The organism is Streptomyces sp. NPDC012769, from assembly GCF_042901205.1.
GTDB lineage: Bacteria > Actinomycetota > Actinomycetes > Streptomycetales > Streptomycetaceae > Streptomyces.
The window spans coordinates 154,178-180,057 of record NZ_JBIBCP010000007.1 but is presented as its reverse complement, the minus strand read 5'-3'; the positions used below and the strand labels follow the sequence as shown (position 1 = coordinate 180,057).

Sequence of the window (25,880 nt, the reverse complement as noted above, 5' to 3'; positions counted from 1 at the left end):
ACCCCTTCGTATCAGGGCGGTTGGGATTCGGCCGGGTCGACACCCCGTGGGTCGGCGGTAAACGTGAGTGACGTCACGCGAGCTGTGGGGGCCCCTCCGGGAAGACCCTTATTCCGGGGGAGCCGTCTCCACCCAGGGGAGTACGCCGGGCGGAGGGTCGTCATCCTCCGGGAGGCCCGGAAGTCGGTACGCGGGCATGACGTCCGGGCGGCCGTCGCTGCCTAGATTTGAGGGCAAGCGGCGGGTGCAGCACTCGTCCCCCGAGGTCACCGCACCCGCCGCATCCAGACCGACAGGAGAGGAACCATGGCGTACTCGGCCCCGCGGATGAACCCCCGCCCTTCCGGCCGTCGTCACCCGCTGGTGGCGACTGCCATGGTCCTCCCTCTCGCGACCCTGCTCGTGGTCGTCTTCGGCGGCTGGGACGCGGTGGTCACACAGGCGTCGTCCGTGGGCGTGATGCTGGGGCGCTGAGTGGCGCCCCGGACCCGGGAGAGCGGCCCGGGTCGGGGACATCCGGCCAACAACCCCGTGGGGACGGGGGTGCGGCGGACGGCAGCGTGCGGCCGGTCAGCTGGGGAGCTGACCGGCCCTCGCGCTTTTCCCGGAGCGGCAGCGAGCCCTTCCCCCACCCGGAACCAGCCACGCGGACACCCACGTAGGCTCCCCGCGTGGACGACACCACCCTCCTGAAGCTGCACGCCCTCGCCCGCGCCGCCGCGCACCCGATCGGGCCGGACCGAGACGGCCCGTGCGCCTGTCCGGTCGGTCTGCTGGCGGACCGGGACGACGGCACGGTCGTACGGCACGGGGGACTGGTCCTGAAGGCGCACGCCCCGGACAGTGACACGGCGGAGCTACGGGCGCGGGTCGCGCTCGCGGGCCTGCCGGCCCTGGAGGGGGTCCTGCTTCCGCCCGTGGCGGGGCCGGAGGCCCTGCCGGACGGCCGTCCGCTGACGGTCTGGCCCTTCGGGGCGCCGGTCGACCCGGAGGATCCGGACGCGGCTCCCTGGGAGGAGGCGGGGCGGCTGCTCGCCCTGCTGCACCGGACTCCGGCGCCGCCCGGTCTGCCGTCGATGAGGGCGCGGGTGAAGGTGGCGCTGGCGGTGGAGCGGATGCGCCGCACCGCTCCGGACCATCCGGCCGCGGCGACGGTGCTGCGCGCGTGGGCCACGCTGCCGGCCGGGGACACCGGCCAGGGCCGCCCGGCGCTGTGTCACGGCGACTTCCATCTCGGTCAGCTCGTGCGGCCGGGCGGTGGACCGTGCTGGCGTCTGATCGACGTGGACGATCTGGGTGTCGGCGATCCGGCCTGGGACCTGGCCCGTCCGGCCGCGTGGTTCGCGGCCGGGCTGCTGCCGCCGGAGGTCTGGGCGCGCTTCCTGGGGGCGTACGAGACGGCCTGCGGCCCCGCGACCGCCGCCCCGGCGAGCGTCGGCCCGGCGGGCGTCGGCCCCTCGACCGCCGGTCCGGCCCCGGCCGACCCCTGGGCGCGCCTGGACGTACCGGCCCGCGCCCTGACGGTGCAGACCGCCGCGCTCGCCGTCGCCAAGTCGACCGCCGAGGGGCGGCCGCTGGACGAGGTGGAGGTCGTGATGATCGACACGTGTGCCCGAATCGCGTCGCTGCGAACCGAGTTGGCCCGGCCTGCGTCCCCGTAGGGTGAGAGTCCCATTCGAAGGCAGGGAGTTGATTCCAGCATGCAGTGTCCCAAGTGCCACGCGCCCATGCACACGTACAACCGCAACGGTGTCCAGATCGAGCAGTGCAGCGGCTGCCGCGGCATATTCCTGGACTACGGCGAGCTGGAGGCCCTGACCCGTCTCGAGGCGCAGTGGGCCCAGCCGGCCCCGCCCGCCGCCCCGCCGGCGTACCCGGCGCAGCCCGCCGCTCCCGCGTGGGGCGCCCCGCACCACGGCGGCCACCACGGTCACCGCCCGCGCGGTTTCGGCCGGATGCTCTTCTCCTCCTGAGCTCTTCCTCAGCTTCGGGCCCGAGCACCGGGCCCGAAGCCAGGGCCCGAGGCCCGAAGCGTCACGACGAAGCCCCCGGCCGCGAGGAGCGGCCGGGGGCTTCGTGTGTGGTGCGCGATACTGGGATTGAACCAGTGACCTCTTCCGTGTCAGGGAAGCGCTCTCCCGCTGAGCTAATCGCGCGGGAACACCCGGGGGTGCGGTTACTGCGTGCGCGATACTGGGATTGAACCAGTGACCTCTTCCGTGTCAGGGAAGCGCTCTCCCGCTGAGCTAATCGCGCGGGGGATCCGAAGATCCAGGACCCGAGGGTCCAGTGGACGATACTGGGATTGAACCAGTGACCTCTTCCGTGTCAGGGAAGCGCTCTCCCGCTGAGCTAATCGTCCTTGGAGGTGGAGACGGGATTTGAACCCGTGTAGACGGCTTTGCAGGCCGTTGCCTCGCCTCTCGGCCACTCCACCCGGAGTGAATACGGGGGTTCGGGAAGATCCCCCACATCGAGCGGACGACGAGATTCGAACTCGCGACCCTCACCTTGGCAAGGTGATGCTCTACCAACTGAGCCACGTCCGCTTGTCGTTTCCGTTTCGCTTGCGCGTCCCGGCGACGTGTTGAACTCTAGCGGATTCCTGGGCCAGTACAAAAACGCGTTTCCGCAGCGTGCTGACCTGCGGCACCTCCCGGGGGCCGGGAGCGTTCGTACGGCGTTCACTCCGCGTGTTCCCCGGGTGGCACCCAGCGGCTCCCGCGCGCCCCCCGGCCGCCCCCTGACCCCGCTCCCCGACCGCGCTCCCCGACCCCGTGGCTCCGGCCCCCGCCCCGCCCGACCCGGCGCCCCTAGACTCGCAAGCGTGCACACCCTCGCTCCTCTGGCCCGCTTCGGCGGCCTCCTCGCCACCGACCTCCGGGACGTCACCCATGATCCCGAGGCGCTGGACTCCGCCGGCTTCTGGGCCGTCTGCGCGGACTTCGAGGGCCGTCTCACCTGCGCCCGCTTCGGCGACGTACGGCCCGACCCGGTTCCCGCGCCCGTCCCGGGCGCCTGGCACGGCCCGGCGGCCGACGACTGGACGTCGTCCCTCGACCGCGCCGCGTACACGGCGGGCGTGCGACGCGTGCGCGAGCACATCGCGCGCGGGGAGGTCTACCAGGCGAATCTCTGCCGGGTGCTCTCCGCGCCGCTGCCCGACCCGGCCCGCGCCGACGTCGACGCGCTCACGGCGCTCCTCGCCCGCGGCAACCCCGCCCCCTACGCCGGAACGATCCGCCTGCCCGCGCACGGCGTGGAGATCGCCACTGCCTCTCCCGAGCTCTATCTGCGGCGTACCGGCCGCACCGTCGAGTCCGGCCCGATCAAGGGCACCGGCCGGACCGCCGAGGACCTCCTGGAGAAGGACCACGCGGAGAACGTGATGATCGTGGACCTGGTGCGCAACGACCTGGGCCGGGTCTGCGCCACCGGTTCGGTCACCGTGCCCGAGCTCTGCGCGGTCGAACCGCACCCGGGGCTCGTCCACCTGGTCTCCACCGTCCGCGGTGAGCTCCGCGAGGACGCCGGCTGGGGCGATCTGCTCGCCGCGACCTTCCCGCCCGGCTCCGTGACCGGCGCCCCCAAGTCCAGCGCCCTGCGGATCATCGAGGCGCTGGAGACCGTCCCCCGCGGGCCCTATTGCGGCGGCATCGGCTGGGTCGACGCCGACCGGCGCACCGCCGCGCTGGCCGTCGGCATACGCACCTTCTGGATCGACCGCCCCGAGGGCGTGCTGCGCTTCGGCACCGGCGCGGGGATCACCTGGGGCTCCGATCCCGAGAGGGAATGGGCGGAGACCGAACTGAAGGCGTCCCGCCTGGTCGCGATAGCGTCGGGCGGGTACGAGGCGAGCGGCGCGTACGAGACGAGTGGCGCGTACGACGCGAGTGGAAAGGCCATATCTCGATGAAACTCTGGGTCAACGGCGGACTGCACGACGCCGGGACCGCGCTGGTGTCCGTCCTGGACCACGGTCTGACCGTCGGCGACGGCATCTTCGAGACGGTCAAGGCCGAGCGTGGCGAAACGTTCGCTCTCACGCTGCACCTGGAGCGGCTCACCCGCTCCGCCCGGGGCCTGGGACTGCCCGACCCGGACCTCGACGAGGTCCGCCGCGCCTGCGCCGCCGTGCTCGCCGCCAATCCGATGGAACTCGGCCGGCTCCGCATCACCTACACCGGCGGTCTGTCGCCGCTCGGCTCCGAGCGCGGGGACGCGGGCCCCAGCCTGGTCGTGGCCCTCGGCGAGACGAGCCGGCGCCCCGACTCCACGGCCGTGATCACCGTCCCGTGGACCCGCAACGAGCGCGGCGCCCTCACGGGCCTGAAGACCACCTCGTACGCGGAGAACGTCGTCGCCCTCGCCAGGGCGCGGGAGCGGGGCGCGTCCGAGGCCCTGTTCGGCAACACGGTCGGCCGACTGTGTGAGGGCACCGGCTCCAACGTCTTCGTGGTGGTGGACGGCCGGATCCTCACCCCGCCCGTCTCCTCCGGCTGTCTCGCGGGCATCACCCGCGCCCTCGCCGTGGCGTGGACCGGGGCGGAGGAGACCGACCTTCCGCTGGAGGTCCTGGAGAGCGCCGACGAGATCTTCCTGACCTCGACCCTGCGCGACGTGCAGGCGGTGCACCGGGTGGACGGCCGGGAGCTCTCCGCGGCGCCGGGCCCGGTCACGGCCAAGGCCATGCGGATCTTCGACGAGCGGGCGGCCCGGGACCGGGACCCGCGGCTCGGCTGACCCCGGCCCCGCCCCGGAATCCGGATGACGGACCGGGGCGGGGGTGGGTAGAACACGGGTGATGACCACCACCCTGCGGCCGTCCGAGCCGCTCCAGCAGACCGCCGACGGCGGCCGGTCGCGCACGTACGACATCTGCGTGAACAGCCGCCGGGTCGGCTCCGTCCGCCTCACCACCGACCCGGCGTTCGGCGCCGCCTCGGGGATCATCGAACGCCTGCGGGTCGACGAACCGGACCGGGGCCGGGGCCGGGCCACGGTGGCGGCGCTCGCCGCCGAGGAGGTGCTGCGGGACTGGGGCTGCGGGCAGGTGCAGGTGTCCGTGCCCGCGGACGCCGAGGCGGCGCTGCGCCTGGTCCGCTCGCTCGGCTACACCGAGCGCAGCCGGAACATGGTCAAGGAACTGCCCGAGCACCCTCCCGCCCTGCCGCCCGGCCTCGACGTGCGGCCGATGACCGACGAGGAGTTCGTCAGGTGGGAGGCCGCGGCGAGGGAGAGGTTCGCCCGGAGCTGGCTCAGCCGGGGCGTCCCGGAGGCGCAGGCCCGCGCCAAGGCGGAGGCCAGCCACCGGGAGCTGCTCCCGAGGGGCCTCGCCACCCCCGGCACGGCCATCCACCTGGGGGTTCTGCGCGGCGAGGCGGTCGGCCGGGTGTGGACGGGCGTCCGCGAGCTGGAACCGGGGGTGAGCGCCGGTTACGTGTACGACATCGAGGTCGCCGAGGAGCACCGGGGGAGGGGCTACGGCCGGGCGCTGATGCTGGTGGCCGAGGGCGTGGTGCTGGCGGCCGGGGAGCGCCTGCTGGGACTGCACGTCTTCGCGGGCAACACCCCGGCGATCCGGCTCTACGAGTCCCTGGGCTACCGCACGACGCACATCAACAGCTTCAAGGCGCTCTGAGCGTCGGGCCGGGGCCGCGGGGGCGAGGGGCCGCCGCTACGGGCCCGGGCGTCGGCGAGCGGGGCTGAGCGGGGTTCTAGGCGTCGGCGAGCAGGCGGTCGGCGATCTCCTCGATGCGGGCGCGCAGGCCGTCCTGGCTCTGGCCGCCGTCGAGCCGCTCGCCGCCGATGACATAGGTGGGGGTGCCGGTGACCTTGACCGCCTTGCCCTCGGCCTCGTCCGCGTCGACCGTCAGGAGGTGCCGGCCGTCGATCAGGGCGGTGTCGAACTCCTCGTCGTCCAGGCCCAGTTCCCGGGCCACGTCCAGAAGCACCGGCTCGCCGCGCCCGCCGAGCTCCTCGGTCCTGGCGAGCAGCGCCTCCGTGTAGGCCCAGCCCTTGCCCTGCGCGAAGGCCTCCTCGGCGGCCTGGGCGGCGGCGTAGGCGTGCTTGTGCTTGGCCAGCGGGAAGTGGCGCAGCTGTACGTCGAGGCGCTCGCCGTACTTCTCGCGCAGCGCGCGGACGTCGTCGAGGGCCTTGAAGCAGTCGGGGCACTGCAGGTCGAACCAGGCCTCCAGGACGACGGGGGAGGCGGGGGTGGTGGACTCACTCATGGGAAGAGTCTCTCCCATCCGCGTCCCCGCCCGCCCTCGGTCCCTGGGGGACGACCCGGAGATCTCCCTGATCCGCGGCCGGAGGCATGGTCGCGCGGGGCGGGGCGGTGCAGGATGGAAGGGACGTATCACCCGGGACCTGGAGGATCGCATGCTCGCCGAGACCATCTGCTCCGCGGTGTCCGCGGCGGGCCTGGGCATCGCCGCGATCACGGCCTTCCGCAGGAGGTTCCTGACCGCGGCCAGGATCGCCGCCTATGCGCTGGTGCCGCTCGGGCTGGTGATGACGGGTGCGGTGGAGTGGCTGGCGCGTACGGCCTTCAGTCCGACCGCGTGGATCGGCTTCGGGGTGCTGGGCGCGGCCTGGCTGCTGTTCTCCTCCACGCGGGCCGTCGAGCGGCGTCGCGCCGGACGCAAGGAGACGGCCGGGGCAGCGGAGCGGCCGGCCGTGGCGCCCGCCGCGTCGGCGCCCTCACACGGTGCCGGCCGGCGCGGGCCGACCACGAAACCCAAGGCCGGTTCCGCCGCCGAGGACGACTTCAGCGACATCGAGGCGATTCTGAAGAAGCACGGAATATGACCGCTTCTGTCACTTCTCGTCCCGTGCGGCCACGGGATGGGATGAACCGGCCCTGACCCGGGGCGTGTTGCGGGATCGTCGGGGCGTCGGGTGCGCCATCATCCCCCCGAGATGCTGGATACCTCGCGGGACCCCGTTCCCGCCCCCGCCCCTGCCCCCTCCGCCGCCGACGAGCCGCGCGGCTGTCTGTTCGCGCTCTCCCAGCCACCGCTGATGATCTTCCTGGCGGTGATCGGCGGGCTGCTGCTCATGGCCGCCGTCCATGATCTGTTCCTGCTGTGAGCCTCCGGCCCGACGGCGTCAGCCGGCGGCCTCCTTGCGGCGCGCCCGGTACGCGGCGACGTGCAGTCGGTTGCCGCAGGTGCGGCTGTCGCAGTAGCGCCGGGAACGGTTGCGGGAGAGGTCGACGAACGCGCGGCCGCAGTCGGGGGCCTCGCAGCGCCGCAGCCGCTCCTGCTCGCCGGCGACCACGATGAAGGCGAGCGCCATGCCGCAGTCGGCGGCCAGGTGGTCGGCGAGGGAGGCGCCCGGCGCGAAGTAGTGCACGTGCCAGTCGTAGCCGTCGTGGTCGGTGAGCTGCGGCGTGGTGCCCGCGGCGGCGACCAGCTGGTTGATCAGCGTGGCGGCGATCCTGGCGTCGGGGGCGGAGAAGACGGCCGTGAAGCGGTCGCGCACGTCCCGGACGGCCCGCAGGTCCTCGGCTCCGAGCTCACCCACGTCGCTGATCTTGTGGGCGTGCACGAAGGACTGCAGTGCCTGGAGGTCCCCGAGTTCGTCGTCGCGGTCGCCCTGGGGGGCGGTGTTCACCAGACCGACGACGGTGTCGAGGGCGATCCGGGTGTCGTGGGGGATCAGCACGATTCGCTCCCTGGCCGGCTGCGGGCGGGCGCCCGCGCAATTGCGCTGACTTTAGCGCGACCCGGAAACGGGCATCGGCGCCCCTCACCGCGCCGGCTGCGCGGTGAGGGGCGCCGACGGAAGGCGCGGGGGGCTGCCCGCGCGGCGCCGTCTCCCCGAGTCGGACGGCGCCGTGCGGCGGCTGTCGGCCTGGCTCAGCTGTCGGCCAGGATGTGGGAGAGCTCCGTATCGAGGTCGAAGTGGCGGTGCTCGGTGCCGGGCGGCACGGCAGCGTCGGTCCGCTTGAGGAACGACTCCAGGGCCCTCGCCGGGGCCTCGAGCAGGGCTTCGCCCTCGGGAGAGCTCAGGGCGATGCAGACGACTCCCTGGCCGTGGCTACGGGACGGCCAGACGCGGACGTCGCCCGTGCCGGTGGGCCGGTGCAGCCCCTCGGCGAGAAGGTCGCGGGCGAACACCCATTCGACCGTCTCCTCGGCTCCGGTGTGGAAGGTGGCGTGCACGGCATACGGATCGGCCGTGTCATACCGCAGGCCCGCGGGTACAGGCAGTGAGGACTCGCTCGACACAACGAGGCGCAGGTGCAGCTCGCAGCTGACCGTGGTGTTCATAAGCGCCAGGGCCTTTCGCTCAGTGTGCGCTCGGGGATTCGCACGTCGGCGAAATCGACATGCCACCTACGGTGCCGTTGTAAACCCCTCTGTCTGTTTTGTGATCGTTCAGGTAGCTCGTATGGAGGCATGTAACTTTGGGTAATACCGCCATTCCGGCAGTCGGCGCCGGTCCGGTAAGTTGGGCCCATGCATGCGGAGAGTGACGAGCGCGCCGGACAGTCCGCGGCCGGCGGGGGAAGCGGCGCCGAACAGCCCGAGGAGACCCCTCTGGGCTCGCGGGCCCCGGAGTTCATCAAGGCCCGCAGGACCCTGCACCTGAGCTGGCAGGTCGGCGTCTTCGTGGTCGGCCTCGCCGTGGTCGGCGCCGGCATCGTGATGCTGCCCCTGCCCGGCCCCGGCTGGCTGGTGATCTTCGCCGGCATGGCGATCTGGGCGACCGAGTTCGTCTGGGCCCAGCTGGTGCTGCGCTGGACCAAGCGCAAGGTCACCGAAGCCGCCCAGCGCGCCCTCGACCCCAAGGTCCGTCGCCGCAACATCATCCTCACCACCATCGGTCTGGTGATCACCGCCGTGCTGCTCGGCGTCTACCTGTGGAAGTTCGGCTTCGTCATGCCGTGGAAGATCGACCGCTGAACCGAACGTGGTGCGGCAGCCCCGCTGACATGGGGTAATGTTTGCGGTGCGCCCGGGCGATTAGCTCAGTGGGAGAGCGCTTCGTTCACACCGAAGAGGTCACTGGTTCGAACCCAGTATCGCCCACCACCCGGACCGAGGGCCCGGAGACGACACCGTCTCCGGGCCCTCGGCGTCCCACCGCCCCGGCCGCCTCAGCGCATCCGCCCGAGGCGCTCCCGCAGCCGTCGCGCGTCGCGCAGCCGCTGCTCGTACGTCGCCCCCACCGCGAGCAGCAGCAGACCCACCAGGGCCGGCGGCAGCCAGCGCGGCAGCGCGCCCACCACCTGCACCACGTACGGCGCCAGCTCGTGCAGCCCGTCCAGGGCCAGCACCGCGCCACCGAGCAGCAGCGGCGCCTGCAGCCGGAACCGCGCGCCCACCAGCGTCACCACGAGCGCGGCGAGCCCCAGGAGCAGCGGCCGCACCCAGTGCGGATCGGCCCAGACCGCGACCAGGCTCGGCACCAGCGTCGCCGCCAGACCCGGACCGTACGCCGCCCAGGACGAGGCCTCCGGGTCGCGCCGCCGCCGCAGCACGCCCACCAGCAGGGCCGGGACCGTCACCGGCAGCGTGTACGCCTCCGGCGTCGTCACCTCCCACACCGCGAGCCGCACCCAGGTGGCCAGCAGGAACAGCGCCGCCGCCACCCACGAGGCCACCACTCGCCGCTCCGGCCGTACCGCCGTCGCCGCGGCCACCACCCCGCCGAGCGCCAGCGCCAGGGCCAGCAGCGCCGGCCGGCCCCCGGTCAGCCCCAGCGCGCACAGCCCCACGGCCGCGCCCGTGCCCTCCACCGCCACGGCCACCGGGTGCCGCCGCAGCCGCGCGCCGACCCCGGCGGTCGCCGCGGGCACGGCCAGCAGCACCAGACCGCTCAGCGCCGCCCCCAGCTCCGCGGCCGCCGCACCGGCCCCCACCAGACCGGCCACCGCCAGCACCGCCCCCACGGCCCCGACGAGCCGCCGCCCGCCCGTGCCGAGCACGGCGACCCCGCCGAACAGCACCGCCAGCACGCCCAGCACCGCGAACGTGGCCGCGCGGGTGTCCAGGCCCAGCGCCACCGCGCCGACGGCGGACCCTAGGCCGCACCCGTACGCCAGCCACCCGACGACGCTCTCCGGCGCCGCCCGCCGGCCCTCGGCGGCCGGACGGCGAGGCGCCCACCCGGCCCAGGTCCCGGGCGCCGCATGCCCTTCCCCGTCCGCGTCCCCGCCGGCCGGGTCGCCGGACGGCAGCCCCCGGGCCAGCAGCGCCGGGCGCAGGGCCACGGCCAGGGCCGCCGCGGCCGTCGAAAGCTGCAGCAGCAGCGTCACCGCGTACGGCAGGCCCAGGGACACCGGCAGAGCGGTGAGCAGGCCCCACACCAGCAGCAGGGCGCCACACCGGGCCCACAGGCGCGGCACCACCGCCAGGGCGGCGGCCGCGAGCAGCAGGACCAGCGGGGCGGTCGCCGGGTGGTCGGGCAGGATCGGCCGGGCATGCGTCCCCGACCAGATGTCCGTCGACCGCGCCAGCGGCCCGAGCAGCCCCGCCACCACCGGCGGCAGCGCCCACGCCACCGCGAGCGCCAGCACACCGCCACCCGCCGCGGCCAGGCCGAGCCGCATCCCCCGCGACGGAACGAAACGCCCACCGGAACCGGCCGTGTCGGCCGCTCCCCGGCCCCACAGCGCCACCGACGCCACGACCACGGCGCACAGGGCGTAGCCCGGGACCGCCCAGACATCCGGAAGCGCGGGGCGCAGCAGGCCGCCCAGGGTGGCGACGACCGCCAGCCCGGCGACGGTGGCCGAGGCGAGGGCGGTCGGGGTGTGGCGGTGGGCGAGCAGGAGCAGGACCGCGGCTGCCACGAGGAGCAGCGGGGCGGCCCGGCCCGGGACGGTGACCGAGAACCCGAGACCGGTCAGCAGGGCCCAGCCGCCGAGGGCGGCGGCGCCGACGCCGGCCGTCACGCGCACGGCCGGGATCCCGGCGCGCAGAACGGCCGCGAGGTCGAGCACCGCCGTGGCCAGGGCCGCCCACGCGAAGGCGAGCGCACCGCCGTCGGCGGCCAGCACGCCCAGCGGAAGCGGAAGTTGGGCGGCGATCACGGCCGCCGGGAGCGGCACCCGCAGCCGGGGCAGGGCGGAGCCGTACGCGGCCCAGGCACCCGCGAGGACGGCCGAGGCCACCGCCGCGTACGCCAGGCCGTCCGTGTCCGGCAGCGCCACCCGGTGCAGCGCGTACGCGTCGAGGAGCGTCAGGACCAGACCGAGCGCGGCGAGCGACACCGCCGTGGAGCCCAGGCCCCGGCGCAGCAGGGCCACCGGGGCGAGGAGCGCGGCCGAGGTCACGACGGCCAGGACGGCCGCCCGGCCGCCGATGCCCATGCTGCCCCAGCTCACCAGCGTGAAGACGAGCGCGGCGACGGTCAGCAGCACCCCGCCCAGCGTCAGCAGCACGTTCTGCGTGCTGCGCGGCGTCGCCTCGGGCCGGGGCGGCGCGGGGAACGGCGCCGGCGCGGCCACCGGCGCGCTCACCTGGGGGTACAGCGCCCGCAGCAGCCAGTCCCGGCGCACCAGCAACTGGGCCCGGCGGGCATCGAGTCGGGCCAGTTCGCGGTCGACGAGCACCAGCTCTTCCGCGGGAGGCAGGGAGGAGTCCATAGGCGGAGTGTGACGCCGGACACGCGAGGAGGGGATGCGTACGGCTACTCAGATCCGCCTCTGAGTAGCCCACACTGGAGCCATGGACTGGTGCCGCTACCGCTTCCGCAGCGTCTGGCGCCTCGCCGCGCCGCCCGAGGCCGTCTACGCCGCCCTGGAGTGTGCCGAGGACTACCCCCGCTGGTGGCCGCAGGTCCGTGAGGTCGTCCCCGTCGACGAGACCACCGGCACCGCCCGCTTCCGCTCCCTCCTCCCGTACGACCTGGTCGTCACCGCCCGGGCCAGGCGGCGCGACCCCGCCGCCCGGGTCCTGGAGATCGCGCTCGGCGGAGACCTGGAGGGCTGGGCCCGCTGGACCCTCAGCACCCTGCCCGACGGCACCGGCACCCACGCCCTGTACGAGCAGGAGGTCGAGGTCCGCAGCCCGCTGATGCGCGCCCTCGCCGTACCGGGACGGCCCGTCTTCCGGGTCAACCACGCCCTGATGATGCGCGCCGGACGCCGTGGGCTCGCCGCCCACCTGCGCGCCTCGCCGCCGCCGGTTTGAACCGAGCCCCGCGGGCCCTGTATGGTTCAACCCGTTCCCGGGCGATTAGCTCAGCGGGAGAGCACTTCGTTCACACCGAAGGGGTCACTGGTTCGATCCCAGTATCGCCCACCGGGAGAGGCCGGTCCGTCGCATGACGGACCGGCCTCAGCCGTTTCCGGCGAAGGCTCACCACCACCCCGTCGTCCCGCCGTCCGGCGGTGACGGATCACGCCGCCGTACGCAGCTCCGGGCGCAGCGGCCACGCCGGGTCCACCGACTCCGGGGTGCCCTGCCGGGCGAACCACGCCTGCAGGCCCCGCGCCTGCGCCGCGTGCCACACCGCCTGCAGCGTGTGCAGTTCGGCCGGCGACAGCCGGTCGAGCCGCGCGGCGAAACGCCGCCCCACCGCCCGTACGACATCCATCGCCGCCTGCGCGTCCGCCGCCGCGTCGTGCGCGCCGTCCAGCACCACCCCGTACTCCTCGCACAGGTCCGTCAGCGTCCGCCGCCCCTTGCGGTAGCGGTCCAGGTGCTTGTCCAGGACCCGCGGGTCGAGCACGCACAGCGGCACGTGCTCCAGGTAGCGGCCCAGCGAGGACGCGCGGTGGCGGCGCAGCTCGCGGTCCAGGATCGTCAGGTCGAAGGGTGCGTTCATCACCACCAACGGCCGCCCCGCCGCGATCTGTTCGGCTATCGCCCGGCCCACCTCCTCCACGACCGGCGACGGCCACCGCCCGTTGCGCTGGAGGTGATCGTCCGTCAGACCGTGGACGGCGGTGGCCTCGGCCGGCACCGGAATCCCCGGATTCACCAGCCAGCGCGTCACCCGCGGGCGCGTGCCCGTCGCGTCCTGGACGACGAGGGCGGCGGACACGATCCGGTCCTCCTCGACGTCGACTCCCGTGGTCTCCGTGTCGAAAGCGGCCAGGGGCCCTTCGTACCAGTGCGTCGTCATCCCCGAACTCCTCGCACGTGCGCGGCAGATGGCCATCCCCCTGCCCGAATCGTTGATACCCGGGCTGTTTGCGCCGTACGCGGACCGGTGACAACACAGGTGACGGGGAAGGAAATTGACATGGCGCTCGCCCAGCCCGAATCGGGAGGGCTGCCGCCTCAGCGGGCAGCACCGCTGCGCGGCTCACTCGCCACCACCGCCTGCATGGAGACCCTCCAGGTCGGATACCTCCACGCGGTCGCGGCGGCGGCGGGCTGCTCGCTGTCGCAGCCGTTTCCGGACAACGGCATCGACTGGCACGTGAGCCACAGCGCTCCCGGCCACACCATCGACGACGAAGTGACCATCAAGGTGCAGCTGAAGTGCACCTACCAGATACCGCCGCGCACGGCCGGGTCCGCCGCCGCGGAGTTCTCGTTCACCCTCGACAACGAGCACCTGGTGAAGCTCGCGCGGACCCCCGTGGCGGTCCACAAGATCCTGGTCGTGATGATCGTCCCGCGGGACCGGGAGGACTGGCTGCGGGCCGGGCACGACGGGCTCGACCTGCGGCACTGCTGCTACTGGATCAACCTGGCCGGCCACCCGGTCACGGGACGAAGCAGGACCACCGTGCGCATCCCGACGGCACGGATCTTCGACGACCGGGCGCTCTGCGAGATCATGGCCCGGGTCGGCGTGGGAGGGAGACCCTGATGCACCGGCCGACCGACGAACCGGAGAACGGCGCCGGCCACGGCCCCGATCCCGTGCCACCCCCACCCCTGTGGCCAAGGCCCCACCCGCTCCCCGGTGACCTCCCCGGCCACTGGACCGGCGTGCCCGCCGCCCCCGCCGGGCCCTGGGCCGAGGCCGGAGAGACCCCCGACCCCGGCCGCGTCGACCCCCGGGTCCTCGGCGCGCTCCTCGCCAGGCACGGCTGGCGGCGGCGCGGCGGAGCCGCCGGGCGCTACAGCCGCTGGTCGCCGCCCGGCCCCGAGGCCGGCAGCCGCGGCACCAGCCTCCTCGTACCGGAGAGCCGCTCCTTCCCCGACAGCGAGGACCTGCTCGGCGAGGCGCTCACCGCCCTCGCCCGCAGCGCCGCGCCCTCCGCCCGTGAGGTCCTCACCGGCCTCACCGTCCCCAGCGACGAGATCCGCTGGTGGCGCGATGTGCCTCCGGGCCCGGCCGGTGCCGTGCCCTGGCCCGTCCAGGAACAGCTGAGGACCGCGGCCCGCGGCGTCCTGCTCGCCGGCGCCCTCGCCGTCCGCGGCCGGGCCGGCTATCACGGGGCCCGGCACCGCAGACACGCCCAGGCCTCCCTGGAGAGCGTCGTCGTCGGCGCCGCCCCCGGCGGGCGCGGCCTGACCGCCTTCCTGCCCGTCGACCCCGGCCGTGCGGTCACCGTCCGGCTCTACCACGCCCTCTACGCGGCCCGTGAGGCCGTCGACTACCAGCGGGCCACCGGCGGCATGGAAGCCTTCGACACCGCCGTCGAGGCCGGGGTGAGCCGCGAGCTCACCGAGGCCCTGGTCGCCCTCGTCCGCGGTACCGAAGGGGCCGGAATCGCCCTGGAGTGGTCCCCGGCCGCCGGCACCCCCGAGGGCTGTGCCGCCCGGCCCGAGCCGGTCGAGTTCTCGCCCGGCGACCTGCCGGCCCTGCGCGCCGCCGGCGCCCGCTACCTGACCGACGAGCCGTCGCTGCCGGTCCGCATCACCGGCGCCGTCGTCCGCATGCGCCGCTCCGGGCCGCGCGGCCACGGCACGGTACGGCTGCGGGTGCTGGCCGGCGCCGAGGTGGGGCACGTCCGCGTCACCCTCGACGAGGAGGCGTACCGCACCGCCGGGCACGCCCACCTCGTCGGGCTGCCGATCCGGCTCGTCGGCCGCCTGGAGAGCCGGGGCGGCTTCCGCCGGCTGACCGACGCCACCGGGGTCGTACCGGTGCAGGTGGACGAGGCGGTCAGGGACCGGCTGATGAAATCGCTCCAGGAGAACCTCGAGTTCTTCGAGGAGGCCTGCGGGCCGGGCGAGGACTGACGCATCCGCCCGGGAGCCCTGGTCGCACCGCGGCCCCCTATAGGATCGAGGCTGCGCGGCACCTCGTCTCTGTCGCGCACCGCCGGCGCCGGCACCTCGTGTCTGCCTGCGCCCCTATGTATGGAGCACCCGTGTCTGAAGTCCGTGTGACCGTCCAGTCCGCCTCGGGATCAGAGGAGAGGACGGTGAGCGCGGGCACCACGGCCGGCGCCCTGTTCGCCGACGACCGCACCGTCATCGCCGCCCGTGTCGCGGGCGAGCTGAAGGACCTGTCCTACGAGATCGCCGAGGGCGATGTCGTCGAGGGCGTCGAGATCTCCTCCGAGGACGGCCTGAACATCCTGCGCCACTCCACCGCGCACGTGATGGCCCAGGCCGTGCAGGAGCTGTTCCCGGAGGCCAAGCTGGGCATCGGCCCGCCGGTCCGGGACGGCTTCTACTACGACTTCGACGTGGAGAAGCCGTTCACGCCCGAGGATCTCAAGGCCATCGAGAAGAAGATGCAGGAGATCCAGAAGCGCGGCCAGCGCTTCTCCCGCCGCGTCGTCTCCGACGAGGAGGCCCGCGAGGAGCTCAGCTCCGAGCCGTACAAGCTGGAGCTCATCGGCATCAAGGGCGCCGCGTCGACCGACGACGGCGCGAACGTCGAGGTGGGCGGCGGCGAGCTGACCATCTACGACAACCTGGACGCGAAGACCGGCGAGCTGTGCTGGAAGGACCTCTGCCGCGGTCCCCACCTGCCCACCACCCGCAACATCCCCGCGTTCAAGCTGATGCGCAACGCCGCCGCCTACTGGCGCGGCAGCGAGAAGAACCCGATGCTCCAGCGCATCTACGGCACCGCGTGGCCGTCGAAGGACGAGCTGAAGGCCCACCTCGACTTCCTCGCCGAGGCCGAGAAGCGCGACCACCGCAAGCTCGGCAACGAGCTCGACCTCTTCTCCATCCCGGACGAGATCGGTTCCGGTCTCGCCGTCTTCCACCCCAAGGGCGGCATCATCCGCCGGGTGATGGAGGACTACTCGCGCCGCCGGCACGAGGAGGAGGGCTACGAGTTCGTCTACTCGCCGCACGCCACCAAGGGCAAGCTGTTCGAGAAGTCCGGCCACCTCGACTGGTACGCCGAGGGCATGTACCCGCCCATGCAGCTCGACGAGGGCGTGGACTACTACCTCAAGCCCATGAACTGCCCGATGCACAACCTGATCTTCGACGCGCGCGGGCGCTCCTACCGTGAGCTGCCGCTGCGCCTGTTCGAGTTCGGCACCGTGTACCGGTACGAGAAGTCCGGCGTCGTCCACGGTCTGACCCGGGCCCGCGGCTTCACCCAGGACGACGCCCACATCTACTGCACCCGCGAGCAGATGGCGGACGAGCTCGACAAGACGCTCACCTTCGTCCTCAACCTGCTGCGCGACTACGGTCTGACCGACTTCTACCTGGAGCTGTCGACCAAGGACCCGGAGAAGTACGTCGGCTCCGACGAGGTGTGGGAGGAGGCCACCGCGGTCCTCCAGCAGGTCGCCGAGAAGCAGGGCCTGCCCCTGACCCCCGACCCGGGCGGCGCCGCGTTCTACGGCCCGAAGATCTCCGTGCAGGCCCGTGACGCCATCGGCCGCACCTGGCAGATGTCGACCGTGCAGCTCGACTTCAACCTGCCGGAGCGCTTCGACCTGGAGTACACCGCGCCGGACGGCACCAAGCAGCGCCCGGTCATGATCCACCGCGCGCTGTTCGGCTCGATCGAGCGCTTCTTCGCGGTGCTCCTCGAGCACTACGCGGGTGCGTTCCCGGCCTGGCTGGCCCCGGTGCAGGCGACCGGCATCCCGATCGGCGACGCGCACGTGGAGTACCTCCAGGAGTTCGCCGCCAAGGCGAAGAAGCAGGGGCTTCGGGTGGAGGTCGACGCCTCCTCGGACCGGATGCAGAAGAAGATCCGCAACGCCCAGAAGCAGAAGGTCCCGTTCATGATCATCGCCGGTGACGAGGACATGGCCAACGGTGCCGTCTCCTTCCGCTACCGCGACGGTTCGCAGGAGAACGGCGTCCCGGTCGACGAGGCCATCGCCAAGATCGCCAAGATCGTCGAGGACCGCGTCCAGGTCTGACGGCCCGTCGTACGGCCCACGCCGTAAGCCGGTCCGACGGTCTCAGGAGGCCCCCGGGGAATCCCCCGGGGGCCTCCTCTCGTTCCCGCGGTCGAAGCGCTGGATCAGCCAGGACGAGAACGAGCCGGTCACCGCGCCGAGCAGCGCGAGCCCGCAGGCCATGAGCGCCACGGCGACCAGCCGCCCGACCGGGGTCACCGGGGCCACGTCCCCGTAGCCGACCGTCGCCAGCGTCGCGCAGGTCCACCAGACCGCGTCACCGAAGGTGCGGATCGTGGCGCCGGGTGCCCCGTACTCGTGGTGGTAGACCGCCAGCGCCCCCGCGAACCCCAGCAGCGTGACCGTCAGACCGGCGTAGGCCATCACCCGGGCGTAGAGGGTCAGCCGCGCCCTGTCACGGCGGCGCTGCACCCGGTCGTACACCGTGATCATCCGCAGGGGACGCAGCAGCGGCAGGACGAGGACGACGGTGTCGAGTGGATGCCGACGCGGGAACCGCAGCGGCCCGAGGCCGCTGAGCCGCAGCCGTACCGCGTAGTCCACGGCGAAGAGCGCCCAGGCGGCGCAGGTGATCGCGAGGCACAGGTCCTGCAGGCCCGAGGAGAGGTCGCGGGCCAGCACCCGGACCGTGTACCCGCCGAGATACACCAGGGACGCCACCGCGAGCGGTGTCTCCGTCCGTGCTTCCCAGCGCTCCTGCGACGCCGCTCGCTCGCTCATCGGATCAGGATGGCCCCCGCGGGGATCCGCTGCCCCGGCGACACGATCCGAACGGGCGAAGCCATATGCTGCACAGCATGACGACTGAGCCGGAACAGCAGATCGGAGTGGGGACGCAGGACGCGTTCCAGCGCCTGTGGACGCCTCACCGGATGGCGTACATCCAGGGCGAGAACAAGCCGACCGGGCCGGGTGCCGAGGACGGCTGTCCCTTCTGCACGATCCCGTCGAAGTCGGACGAGGACGGTCTGGTGATCGCGCGCGGCACGAGCGTGTACGCGGTGCTGAACCTGTACCCCTACAACGGCGGCCACCTGATGGTGGTGCCCTACCGCCACGTCGCCGACTACACGGACCTCGACGCCGCCGAGACCGAGGAGCTCGCCGAGTTCACCAAGCGGGCCATGGTCGCGCTGCGGGCGGCCTCGGGCGCGCACGGCTTCAACATCGGCATGAACCAGGGCACGGTGGCGGGGGCCGGGATCGCGGCCCATCTGCACCAGCACATCGTGCCGCGCTGGGGCGGGGACACGAACTTCATGCCGGTGGTCGGCCACACCAAGGTGCTGCCGCAGCTGCTCGCCGACACCCGGCGGATGCTGGCCGACGCCTGGCCGGCCGGCATCTGACCCGGACCCGCCCGAAGGGCAGCCCCTAGGCGTCGTAGACGTCGGCCTTCTTCGGGCCGGCGTCCTGGACGCCGCCGCTGAGGACCAGCGAGCGGTTGCTGAAGCGCTCGGTGTCCACGTTGTGATCGTCCAGCACCCTGATGGTCGCGGCGTGGACCGCGCGCAGCACCGGCGTGGCCGCGCGGATCGCGTCGTCGGCCATGAAGCGGTTCTTCCACGGCGGGCTCGCCCAGGGGTGGCGAAGGCCGAAGGGCTCGGGCAGGACCAGCTTGCCGCCGAGGAAGTCCAGGACCGGCGGGAACCAGGTGAGCGGGGCGCGCACGGCCTGGCGCACCACGTCGTCCGTGTCCGTCAGCGGCAGCTTGATCTCCTTGGTCTCCCAGAACCTGACGGTCTTGGAGACCTCCTTCGTCTTCGCCGCCGGCTTCGTCGTGAAGAGCGAGTGCACCGGGCCGAGGGCATGGCCGGTGACCTCGACGCGCAGCGTGTGGTGGAGCGAGGTGACCGTCACCATCATCGTGAGGACCAGCTGGCCGTCCCACAGCGTGAACTGGACGCCCAGATAGTGGCGGTTGCCGGCGCCGAACTGCTGGTCGTTGCAGATGCGCTGTATCTCGTGGGGCTTCACCTGGAAGGCGACGATGTTCTCGCCCTCGGGGCGGGCGACCTCGTCGGCGCCCTCGCCGATCGGCGAGACGATCCAGTGCTTGACCGTCGGCTTGGGGAAGCCGGTCTTCAGGGAGCCGCGTTCGAGCAGCGTCAGCTCGGTGTGGATCTGGCGGACGACGTCCCAGGCGCGGAAGTCATGGATCTCCTTGCCCGCGCGCGGGACCAGTTCCTCCGCGAGGGTCCAGCTGCCCCAGCGCGTGCCCATGCCCAGTATTCCCTTGGGGCCGGCGTAGAAGACGACGTTGGACTGCTGCTCGGCCGTCAGCTTCTGCAGGTTGAGGCGCAGCTCCTCGGCCGTCTTCTCGGTGGGGTCCTTCGGTACGGCCTGGGGGATGGCGGCGCCGATCCCGCCTCCGCTGAGCAGCGCCGTCCAGCGCTCCCGCAGGTCCTGGGCGGTGCTCTCGCAGATCCGGCGGGCCAGGAACCAGCCGACCACCGGTGCCACGATCATGGCGCGCAGATAGTTCGGCAGCACGCCGTCGAAGGGCAGCTTGAGCAGGAACAGCAGGGCGATGAAGCCGGCCGCGAGCATCAGGGCCGTGCCGATGGCGCTGGTGCGCTTGTTCTCGGAGCCCGCGGCCAGCCGGCGGAGCTGGATCACCCCGAGCCAGAGCAGCAGGCCCGGCAGGAACAGCACGCCGAAGACCAGGGTCACCAGCGTCAGTTTCACGTCACGCTGCTTGCGCAGGCCGGTGGCCGCCAGGCAGTGCTCCACCACGGGCTGGGGGTCGGCGCCGAAGGACTGGATCAGCGGCTTGCGCGCGCCGCCGAGCATCCGGACCTGGACGGCGCGGGAGAACGCCTCGCCGAGGTCGGGCCGGAACAGCTTCTGCCATCTGCCCGGCTTGAGTGTCGACTTGTGCAGGTCGTTGTCGGCCTTGAGGATCTCCTCGACCGGGCTGTCGCGATACGCGACGGAGGCGAGGGCGGCGGTCGCCGCCGTCTGCGCGTCCGAGCCCTGCAGGGGAATCTGCGCCCCGGGTCCGAAACTGCCGATCGTCACTGCCGCCCCCATCGCCACGGTTCCCTGTGCGGGCTGTTCCCAACTGCCGCGCCCCGCACACCTTCTGAGCTGGGCACCACAGCGTAACCGGGCGGCACCGGATGCGTCACCGGAGCACGGGAGCACGGCCGAATGCCGCCCGCCGCAGTGGGGTCGGCGGGCGGCATCTGCCTGTCACGGTGTCAGGAACCGGCTCTCGGACCGGCTTACGAACCGGCTCACGAAGCCTTTCGCGTCTCCTCGCGGACCCGGTCGGCCAGATGCGGCGGCATCGCCTCGTGCCGTGCGTACGTACGGTCGAAGCTGCCCGTTCCGTGCGAGACGGACCGCAGGTCGATCGCGTACCGCCCGATCTCGATCTCCGGCACCTCCGCCCGCACCACCGTCCGGCCCGGCCCCGCCTGATCGGTGCCGACCACGCGCCCGCGGCGGCCCGACAGGTCGCTCATCACCGGGCCCACGTAGTCGTCGGGGACGAGCACCTGCACCTCGGCGACCGGTTCCAGGAGATGGATCTGCGCCTCGGCCGCCGCCTCCCGCAGGGCGAGGGCGCCCGCCGTCTGGAAGGCGGCGTCGGAGGAGTCCACCGAGTGCGCCTTGCCGTCCCGCAGGGTGACCCGGATGTCGACCAGCGGATGGCCCGCCGCCACCCCCTTCGCCGCCTGCGCGCGGACGCCCTTCTCGACGGACGGGATGAACTGGCGCGGGACGGCCCCGCCGACCACCTTGTCGACGAACTCGACGCCGCTGCCCGGCGGCAGCGGTTCCACGTCGATCTCGCAGATCGCGTACTGGCCGTGCCCGCCCGACTGCTTCACGTGCCGGCCGCGCCCCGACGAGGGGCCGCCGAAGGTCTCGCGCAGCGCCACCTTGTGCGGCACGGTGTCGACCTGGACGCCGTACCGGCCGCGCAGCCGCTCCAGGGCCACGTCGGCGTGCGCCTCGCCGAGGCACCACAGGACGACCTGGTGGGTGTCCTGGTTCTGCTCCAGGCGCATCGTCGGGTCCTCGGCGACCAGCCGGGCCAGCCCCTGCGAGAGCCGGTCCTCGTCGGCCTTGCTGTGCGCCTCGATCGCCAGCGGCAGCAGCGGCTCGGGCATCGACCACGGCTCCATCAGGAGCGGGGCGTCCTTCGCCGACAGGGTGTCGCCGGTCTCCGCCCGCGCCAGCTTGCCGACACAGGCGAGGTCGCCCGCCACGCAGTGGGCGAGCGTGCGCTGCTGTTTGCCGAACGGAGAGGTGAGGGCGCCGACCCGCTCGTCGACGTCATGGTCCTCGTGCCCCCGGTCGGCGAGCCCGTGGCCGGACACATGGACGGTCTCGTCGGGCCGCAGGGTGCCGGAGAAGACCCGCACCAGCGAGATCCGCCCCACATAGGGGTCCGAGGAGGTCTTCACGACCTCGGCGACCAGCGGCCCGTCCGGATCGCAGGTCAGCGCCGGACGCGGCGCGCCCTCCAGGGTGGTGACGGCCGGAGCCTCCCGCTCCAGCGGGGTGGGGAAACCACCGGTGATCAACTCGAGCAGCTCGACCGTGCCGAGGCCCTGCTTCCCGCCGTCGGCGGCGGGGGCGGCGGCGAGCACCGGATGGAAGGTGCCGCGCGCGACCGCCTTCTCCAGGTCGTCGATCAGGGACTTGAGGTCGATGTCCTCGCCGCCGAGATAGCGGTCCATGAGGGTCTCGTCCTCGCTCTCGGCGATGATCCCCTCGATCAGCCGGGCCCTCGCCTCGGCGATCAGCGGCTTCTGCGTCTCGTCGGGCGGGTCCTCCCGCCGTACGCCCGTCGAGTAGTCGAAGATCCGCTCCGTGAGCAGCCCGACCAGGCCGGTGACGGCCGCGTGCCCGTCGGCGCCCTCGGCGCCGCGCACCGGCAGGTACAGCGGGAGCACGGCGTCGGGGTCGTCACCGCCGAACAGCGAGGCGAGGACCTCGGTCAGGCGGGTGTAGTCGGTGCGGGCCGTGTCGAGGTGGGTGACGACGATGGCGCGGGGCATGCCGACCGCGGCGCACTCCTCCCACACCGCGCGGGTCGAGCCGACGACCGCGTCGGCCTCCTGCGCCGCCGAGACGACGAAGAGGGCCGCGTCCGCCGCGCGCAGACCGGCCCTCAGCTCCCCGACGAAGTCGGCGTATCCCGGGGTGTCCAACAGATTGATCTTGCACCCGCCCCACTCCACCGGGACGAGGGAGAGCTGTACGGAACGCTGCTGGCGGTGTTCGATCTCGTCGTAGTCGGAGACCGTGCCGCCGTCCTCGACGCGCCCGGCGCGGTTCACCGCGCCCGCGGTCTGCGCCAGGGCCTCGACGAGGGTCGTCTTGCCCGATCCGCTGTGGCCGACCAGCACCACGTTCCGTACGGCCGAGGGCTGGTCGGCCGTTGGAGCCCTGCCGGCGGCCCCGGAGTGGGTGTTCGCCTTGTCGCCCATGATGTTCCTCCCGACTGCTCGTACGGTGAGGCGGGGCGCGGGCGCGGGGGAGTGGCAGCACCCGACGGCGTTCGGCCGCCCGTCGCGTGCGGCTCCGGCGGCGCCCGCGGTTGTCCTTCGAGCTTTGCACCGACGTCATGGTGCGTCCATACGTCGTACGGGCGCGGGCCGCCCCGGGGCCGTCCGCGGGTGCCGCCGCTGCGGCGGGGGCCCGCGTGGCTACGATGGGTGAGCCGGTGGTCGTAGGGGCCGCGCGGCCCACCGAACCTCGGGAAGGCCATGCTGAACAAGTACGCGCGTGCGTTTTTCACGCGTGTCCTCACACCGTTCGCCGCGTTTCTGCTCCGCCGGGGCGTCAGCCCCGACGCGGTCACGCTCGTCGGCACCGCCGGAGTGGTCGCCGGCGCCCTGGTCTTCTTCCCCCGCGGGGAGTTCTTCTGGGGCACGATCGTCATCACGCTGTTCGTCTTCTCGGACCTCGTCGACGGCAACATGGCCCGGCAGGCGGGCATCTCCAGCCGCTGGGGCGCCTTCCTCGACTCGACCCTCGACCGGGTCGCCGACGGGGCGATCTTCGGCGGATTCGCCCTCTGGTACGCGGGCCGGGGCGACGACAACGTCCTGTGCGCCGTCGCGATCTTCTGCCTGGCCAGCGGCCAGGTCGTGTCGTACACCAAGGCGCGAGGCGAATCGATCGGCCTGCCGGTCGCGGTCAACGGACTCGTCGAACGGGCCGAGCGGCTCGTGATCTCGCTGGTGGCGGCCGGTCTCGCCGGACTGCACGGCTTCGGCGTGCCCGGCGTCCAGGTGCTGCTGCCCATCGCCCTGTGGATCGTGGCGACCGGCTCGGCCGTGACCCTGGGACAGCGGGTCGTGACCGTACGCAGGGAGTCGGCGGAGGCGGACGCCGCCTCCCGGGGGAGCGAGGCGACATCGTGAGCGGGCTCAAGGACAAGCTGAGCGACGGCCTGTACGGCCTGGGCTGGGCCACCGTCAAGAAACTCCCCGAGCCGGTGGCCCGGGGCCTCGGCCGGCGGATCGCCGACACGGCGTGGAAGCGGCGCGGCAAGAGCGTCCTGCGCCTGGAGTCCAACCTGGCGCGGGTCGTCCCCGACGCGTCGCCCGAGCGCCTCGCCGAGCTGTCGAAGGCCGGTATGCGCTCGTACATGCGCTACTGGATGGAGTCCTTCCGGCTGCCCACCTGGAGCAAGGAGCGGGCCACCGCCAGCTTCGACCCCAAGGACGTCCACCACCTCAAGGAGGGCCTGGCCTCCGACCGCGGCGTGATCATCGCCCTGCCGCACATGGCCAACTGGGACCTCGCCGGCGTCTGGGTCACCCGCGCGCTCGGCGTGCCGTTCACCACGGTCGCCGAACGCCTCAAGCCGGAGACGCTGTACGACCGGTTCGTCGCCTACCGCGAGTCGCTGGGCATGGAGGTGCTGCCGCACACCGGCGGCGCCGCCTTCGGCACCCTCGCGCGGCGGCTGCGGGCCGGCGGCCTGGTGTGCCTGGTCGCCGACCGCGACCTGTCCGCGTCCGGGGTGGAGGTCTCCTTCTTCGGCGAGACGGCGCGGATGCCGGCCGGGCCCGCGATACTCGCCCAGCAGACCGGCGCGCTGCTGCTGCCCGTGACGCTCTGGTACGACGACAGCGACGTCATGCGGGGGCAGGTCCACGCCCCCGTGGAGGTTCCGGAGTCAGGCACCCGCGCCGAGAAGACGTCCTCGATGACGCAGGCCCTCGCCGACGTCTTCGCCGGGGGCATCGCCGACCACCCGGAGGACTGGCACATGCTGCAGCGGCTGTGGCTCGCGGACCTGGAGGAGCGCGGGACCGGCGAGGGGGAGCGGCGGCCTTGAGGATCGGCATCGTCTGCCCGTACTCCTGGGACGTGCCGGGCGGCGTCCAGTTCCACATCCGCGACCTCGCCGAGCACCTGATCCGGCTCGGTCACCACGTCTCCGTCCTGGCTCCCGCCGACGACGAGACCCCGCTCCCGCCGTACGTCGTGTCCGCCGGGCGCGCCGTGCCCGTGCCGTACAACGGCTCGGTGGCCCGGCTCAACTTCGGCTTCCTCTCGGCGGCGCGGGTCCGGCGCTGGCTGCACGACGGCACCTTCGACGTCGTCCACATCCACGAGCCGACCTCGCCGTCGCTCGGGCTGCTGACCTGCTGGGCGGCGACCGGGCCCCTCGTGGCCACCTTCCACACCTCCAACCCGCGCTCGCGGGCGATGATCGCCGCGTACCCGATCCTCCAGCCTGCCCTGGAGAAGATCAGCGCGCGGATCGCGGTCAGCGAGTACGCCCGGCGGACGCTCGTCGAGCACCTCGGCGGCGACGCGGTCGTCATCCCCAACGGCGTCGACGTCGACTTCTTCGCCCGGGCCGAGCCCAAGAAGGAGTGGCAGGGGGGCACGCTCGGCTTCATCGGACGCATCGACGAGCCGCGCAAGGGCCTGCCGGTCCTGATGAGGGCGCTGCCGAAGATCCTCACGGAGCGGCCCGAGACCCGGCTGCTCGTCGCCGGGCGCGGCGACGAGGAGGAGGCCGTCGCCTCGCTGCCGCGCGAGATGCGGTCGCGGGTCGAGTTCCTCGGCATGGTCAGCGACGAGGACAAGGCGCGGCTGCTGCGCAGCGTCGACGTGTACGTGGCGCCCAACACCGGCGGCGAGAGCTTCGGCATCATCCTCGTCGAGGCCCTGTCCGCCGGCGCCCCCGTGCTCGCCGCCGACCTCGACGCCTTCGCCCAGGTCCTCGACCAGGGCGCGGCCGGCGAGCTCTTCACCAACGAGGACGCCGACGACCTCGCCGACCGGGCGATCCGCCTCCTCGGCGACGAGACCCGCCGCGACGAGCTGCGCGACCGGGGCTCGGCCCACGTCCGGCGCTTCGACTGGTCGACGGTCGGCGCGGACATCCTCGCGGTCTACGAGACGGTGACGGACGGCGCGGCCTCGGTGGCGACGGACGAACGCGTGACGGGGGGCTTGCGGGCGCGTCTGGGCTTGTAGGGGGAGGGGCCGCTGCCTGTGCGGGCCGGGCGCCCGCGCCCCGTACGGCCCGGCGCCCGCGCGGCCCGCAGCCGGCTCGGGCCGGCGCCCGCGCCCCTGTGCGAGCCATTGCCGCGCGCGCGTGCGGCCCGCCTGTGGCCGGCGCGGCCCGCCGCCCCGCGCCCCTGCGGGCCGCCGCCCCCGCCCCGTGTGGGCCTTCGTCCCG

General features: G+C 73.2%; 25 protein-coding genes and 7 tRNA genes. 19 read left to right on the top strand and 13 right to left on the bottom strand.

Going from position 1 to position 25,880, the window contains the following annotated elements; all coding sequences use genetic code 11:
• Positions 1-306 precede the first annotated feature (306 nt).
• The 3 genes from ACFY7C_RS32050 (at position 307) to ACFY7C_RS32040 (ending at position 1,973) form a co-directional block, all read left to right on the top strand.
• Positions 307-474 carry a hypothetical protein gene (locus tag ACFY7C_RS32050; protein WP_389657415.1) on the top strand — a complete coding sequence of 56 codons (168 nt, stop codon included), beginning with the start codon at positions 307-309 and terminating at the stop codon, positions 472-474.
• Between the two features lie 197 nt (positions 475-671).
• Entirely contained in the window at positions 672-1,661 is a 990-nt protein-coding gene (locus ACFY7C_RS32045) for a phosphotransferase family protein (RefSeq protein ID WP_389657412.1), read from the top strand.
• A 39-nt stretch (positions 1,662-1,700) separates the two neighbouring features.
• The gene (locus ACFY7C_RS32040) at positions 1,701-1,973 is read left to right on the top strand and encodes a zf-TFIIB domain-containing protein (protein WP_389657409.1); all 273 of its coding nucleotides are present in this window, start codon (positions 1,701-1,703) and stop codon (positions 1,971-1,973) included.
• 108 nt (positions 1,974-2,081) lie between these two features.
• Here the strand turns inward: ACFY7C_RS32040 and ACFY7C_RS32035 are convergent.
• The 5 genes from ACFY7C_RS32035 to ACFY7C_RS32015 all read right to left on the bottom strand — a co-directional run bounded on the left by ACFY7C_RS32035 (position 2,082) and on the right by ACFY7C_RS32015 (position 2,549).
• Positions 2,082-2,156, bottom strand: a tRNA-Val gene (locus tag ACFY7C_RS32035).
• Between the two features lie 28 nt (positions 2,157-2,184).
• Positions 2,185-2,256 (bottom strand) — tRNA-Val (locus tag ACFY7C_RS32030).
• A 34-nt stretch (positions 2,257-2,290) separates the two neighbouring features.
• Positions 2,291-2,362, bottom strand: a tRNA-Val gene (locus ACFY7C_RS32025).
• 1 nt (position 2,363) lies between these two features.
• A tRNA-Cys gene (locus tag ACFY7C_RS32020) sits at positions 2,364-2,437 on the bottom strand.
• Between the two features lie 39 nt (positions 2,438-2,476).
• Positions 2,477-2,549, bottom strand: a tRNA-Gly gene (locus ACFY7C_RS32015).
• A gap of 278 nt (positions 2,550-2,827) precedes the next feature.
• On the opposite strand from ACFY7C_RS32015, the gene ACFY7C_RS32010 reads away from it, so the two are divergent.
• The 3 genes from ACFY7C_RS32010 to ACFY7C_RS32000 all read left to right on the top strand — a co-directional run bounded on the left by ACFY7C_RS32010 (position 2,828) and on the right by ACFY7C_RS32000 (position 5,641).
• A complete protein-coding gene (locus ACFY7C_RS32010; protein WP_389657406.1) occupies positions 2,828-3,916 on the top strand; it encodes a chorismate-binding protein in 1,089 nt (362 codons plus the stop codon).
• Positions 3,913-4,743: an aminotransferase class IV gene (locus tag ACFY7C_RS32005; RefSeq protein WP_389657403.1), complete on the top strand. Its 831-nt coding sequence runs from the start codon at positions 3,913-3,915 to the stop codon at positions 4,741-4,743. The genes ACFY7C_RS32010 and ACFY7C_RS32005 overlap by 4 nt, the downstream gene beginning before the upstream one ends.
• Before the next feature lie 61 nt (positions 4,744-4,804).
• The gene (locus ACFY7C_RS32000; RefSeq protein ID WP_389657400.1) at positions 4,805-5,641 is read left to right on the top strand and encodes a GNAT family N-acetyltransferase; all 837 of its coding nucleotides are present in this window, start codon (positions 4,805-4,807) and stop codon (positions 5,639-5,641) included.
• Between the two features lie 76 nt (positions 5,642-5,717).
• Here ACFY7C_RS32000 and ACFY7C_RS31995 read toward each other — a convergent pair whose 3' ends face one another.
• A complete protein-coding gene (locus ACFY7C_RS31995; RefSeq protein WP_389657397.1) occupies positions 5,718-6,233 on the bottom strand; it encodes a DsbA family protein in 516 nt (171 codons plus the stop codon).
• A 151-nt stretch (positions 6,234-6,384) separates the two neighbouring features.
• On the opposite strand from ACFY7C_RS31995, the gene ACFY7C_RS31990 reads away from it, so the two are divergent.
• Together ACFY7C_RS31990 and ACFY7C_RS31985 are read left to right on the top strand one after the other, a co-directional pair.
• Entirely contained in the window at positions 6,385-6,813 is a 429-nt protein-coding gene (locus tag ACFY7C_RS31990; RefSeq protein ID WP_389657394.1) for a hypothetical protein, read from the top strand.
• A 111-nt stretch (positions 6,814-6,924) separates the two neighbouring features.
• The gene (locus ACFY7C_RS31985; RefSeq protein WP_389657391.1) at positions 6,925-7,095 is read left to right on the top strand and encodes a hypothetical protein; all 171 of its coding nucleotides are present in this window, start codon (positions 6,925-6,927) and stop codon (positions 7,093-7,095) included.
• A gap of 18 nt (positions 7,096-7,113) precedes the next feature.
• Here the strand turns inward: ACFY7C_RS31985 and ACFY7C_RS31980 are convergent, their stop codons facing one another.
• Together ACFY7C_RS31980 and ACFY7C_RS31975 are read right to left on the bottom strand one after the other, a co-directional pair.
• Positions 7,114-7,671 (bottom strand): CGNR zinc finger domain-containing protein, encoded by a 558-nt coding sequence (locus ACFY7C_RS31980; protein ID WP_389657388.1) that lies wholly within the window; start codon positions 7,669-7,671, stop codon positions 7,114-7,116.
• A 194-nt stretch (positions 7,672-7,865) separates the two neighbouring features.
• On the bottom strand, positions 7,866-8,279 hold the full coding sequence (locus ACFY7C_RS31975) for an SsgA family sporulation/cell division regulator (RefSeq protein WP_015032345.1): 414 nt from the start codon (positions 8,277-8,279) through the stop codon (positions 7,866-7,868).
• A 189-nt stretch (positions 8,280-8,468) separates the two neighbouring features.
• Here ACFY7C_RS31975 and ACFY7C_RS31970 point away from each other — a divergent pair, with 189 nt between their 5' ends.
• Both ACFY7C_RS31970 and ACFY7C_RS31965 read left to right on the top strand, forming a co-directional pair.
• Complete coding sequence (locus ACFY7C_RS31970; RefSeq protein ID WP_389657385.1) at positions 8,469-8,915, top strand: TIGR02611 family protein; 447 nt, start codon at positions 8,469-8,471, stop codon at positions 8,913-8,915.
• Between the two features lie 54 nt (positions 8,916-8,969).
• A tRNA-Val gene (locus tag ACFY7C_RS31965) sits at positions 8,970-9,044 on the top strand.
• A gap of 65 nt (positions 9,045-9,109) precedes the next feature.
• Here the strand turns inward: ACFY7C_RS31965 and ACFY7C_RS31960 are convergent.
• Positions 9,110-11,602 carry an SCO7613 C-terminal domain-containing membrane protein gene (locus tag ACFY7C_RS31960; protein ID WP_389657382.1) on the bottom strand — a complete coding sequence of 831 codons (2,493 nt, stop codon included), beginning with the start codon at positions 11,600-11,602 and terminating at the stop codon, positions 9,110-9,112.
• Between the two features lie 82 nt (positions 11,603-11,684).
• Here ACFY7C_RS31960 and ACFY7C_RS31955 point away from each other — a divergent pair, with 82 nt between their 5' ends.
• Together ACFY7C_RS31955 and ACFY7C_RS31950 are read left to right on the top strand one after the other, a co-directional pair.
• Positions 11,685-12,149, top strand: a complete 465-nt coding sequence (locus tag ACFY7C_RS31955) for an SRPBCC family protein (RefSeq protein ID WP_389657379.1) — start codon at positions 11,685-11,687, stop codon at positions 12,147-12,149.
• Positions 12,150-12,188: 39 nt separating this feature from the next.
• Positions 12,189-12,260, top strand: a tRNA-Val gene (locus ACFY7C_RS31950).
• Between the two features lie 97 nt (positions 12,261-12,357).
• Here ACFY7C_RS31950 and ACFY7C_RS31945 read toward each other — a convergent pair.
• Complete coding sequence (locus ACFY7C_RS31945) at positions 12,358-13,086, bottom strand: 3'-5' exonuclease (protein ID WP_389657376.1); 729 nt, start codon at positions 13,084-13,086, stop codon at positions 12,358-12,360.
• A 120-nt stretch (positions 13,087-13,206) separates the two neighbouring features.
• Between ACFY7C_RS31945 and ACFY7C_RS31940 the strand changes: the two genes are divergently transcribed.
• The 3 genes from ACFY7C_RS31940 to thrS all read left to right on the top strand — a co-directional run bounded on the left by ACFY7C_RS31940 (position 13,207) and on the right by thrS (position 17,212).
• Positions 13,207-13,782, top strand: coding sequence for a DUF4365 domain-containing protein (locus tag ACFY7C_RS31940; protein ID WP_389657373.1), 576 nt, complete (start codon positions 13,207-13,209; stop codon positions 13,780-13,782).
• The gene (locus ACFY7C_RS31935; protein ID WP_389657370.1) at positions 13,782-15,104 is read left to right on the top strand and encodes a hypothetical protein; all 1,323 of its coding nucleotides are present in this window, start codon (positions 13,782-13,784) and stop codon (positions 15,102-15,104) included. Before ACFY7C_RS31940 ends, ACFY7C_RS31935 begins: the two co-directional genes overlap by 1 nt.
• A gap of 131 nt (positions 15,105-15,235) precedes the next feature.
• Complete coding sequence (gene thrS / locus ACFY7C_RS31930; RefSeq protein WP_389657367.1) at positions 15,236-17,212, top strand: threonine--tRNA ligase; 1,977 nt, start codon at positions 15,236-15,238, stop codon at positions 17,210-17,212.
• Positions 17,213-17,254: 42 nt separating this feature from the next.
• On the opposite strand, the gene ACFY7C_RS31925 is transcribed toward thrS, so the two are convergent.
• Positions 17,255-17,932: a potassium channel family protein gene (locus tag ACFY7C_RS31925; RefSeq protein ID WP_389657364.1), complete on the bottom strand. Its 678-nt coding sequence runs from the start codon at positions 17,930-17,932 to the stop codon at positions 17,255-17,257.
• Between the two features lie 65 nt (positions 17,933-17,997).
• Between ACFY7C_RS31925 and ACFY7C_RS31920 the strand changes: the two genes are divergently transcribed.
• On the top strand, positions 17,998-18,561 hold the full coding sequence (locus tag ACFY7C_RS31920) for an HIT family protein (RefSeq protein WP_389657361.1): 564 nt from the start codon (positions 17,998-18,000) through the stop codon (positions 18,559-18,561).
• A gap of 25 nt (positions 18,562-18,586) precedes the next feature.
• Here the strand turns inward: ACFY7C_RS31920 and ACFY7C_RS31915 are convergent, their stop codons facing one another.
• Complete coding sequence (locus tag ACFY7C_RS31915; RefSeq protein ID WP_389657358.1) at positions 18,587-20,245, bottom strand: hypothetical protein; 1,659 nt, start codon at positions 20,243-20,245, stop codon at positions 18,587-18,589.
• Between the two features lie 206 nt (positions 20,246-20,451).
• On the bottom strand, positions 20,452-22,659 hold the full coding sequence (locus tag ACFY7C_RS31910) for an elongation factor G-like protein EF-G2 (protein ID WP_389657355.1): 2,208 nt from the start codon (positions 22,657-22,659) through the stop codon (positions 20,452-20,454).
• Between the two features lie 279 nt (positions 22,660-22,938).
• Here ACFY7C_RS31910 and pgsA point away from each other — a divergent pair, with 279 nt between their 5' ends.
• Genes pgsA through ACFY7C_RS31895 form a run of 3 tightly spaced genes read left to right on the top strand, consistent with a single transcriptional unit; the run spans position 22,939 to position 25,675 of the window.
• Positions 22,939-23,598, top strand: a complete 660-nt coding sequence (gene pgsA, locus ACFY7C_RS31905) for a phosphatidylinositol phosphate synthase (RefSeq protein WP_389657352.1) — start codon at positions 22,939-22,941, stop codon at positions 23,596-23,598.
• The gene (locus tag ACFY7C_RS31900; protein ID WP_389657349.1) at positions 23,595-24,521 is read left to right on the top strand and encodes a phosphatidylinositol mannoside acyltransferase; all 927 of its coding nucleotides are present in this window, start codon (positions 23,595-23,597) and stop codon (positions 24,519-24,521) included. The genes pgsA and ACFY7C_RS31900 overlap by 4 nt, the downstream gene beginning before the upstream one ends.
• The gene (locus tag ACFY7C_RS31895) at positions 24,518-25,675 is read left to right on the top strand and encodes a glycosyltransferase family 4 protein (protein WP_389657346.1); all 1,158 of its coding nucleotides are present in this window, start codon (positions 24,518-24,520) and stop codon (positions 25,673-25,675) included. Before ACFY7C_RS31900 ends, ACFY7C_RS31895 begins: the two co-directional genes overlap by 4 nt.
• The last annotated feature ends 205 nt before the right edge of the window (positions 25,676-25,880 follow it).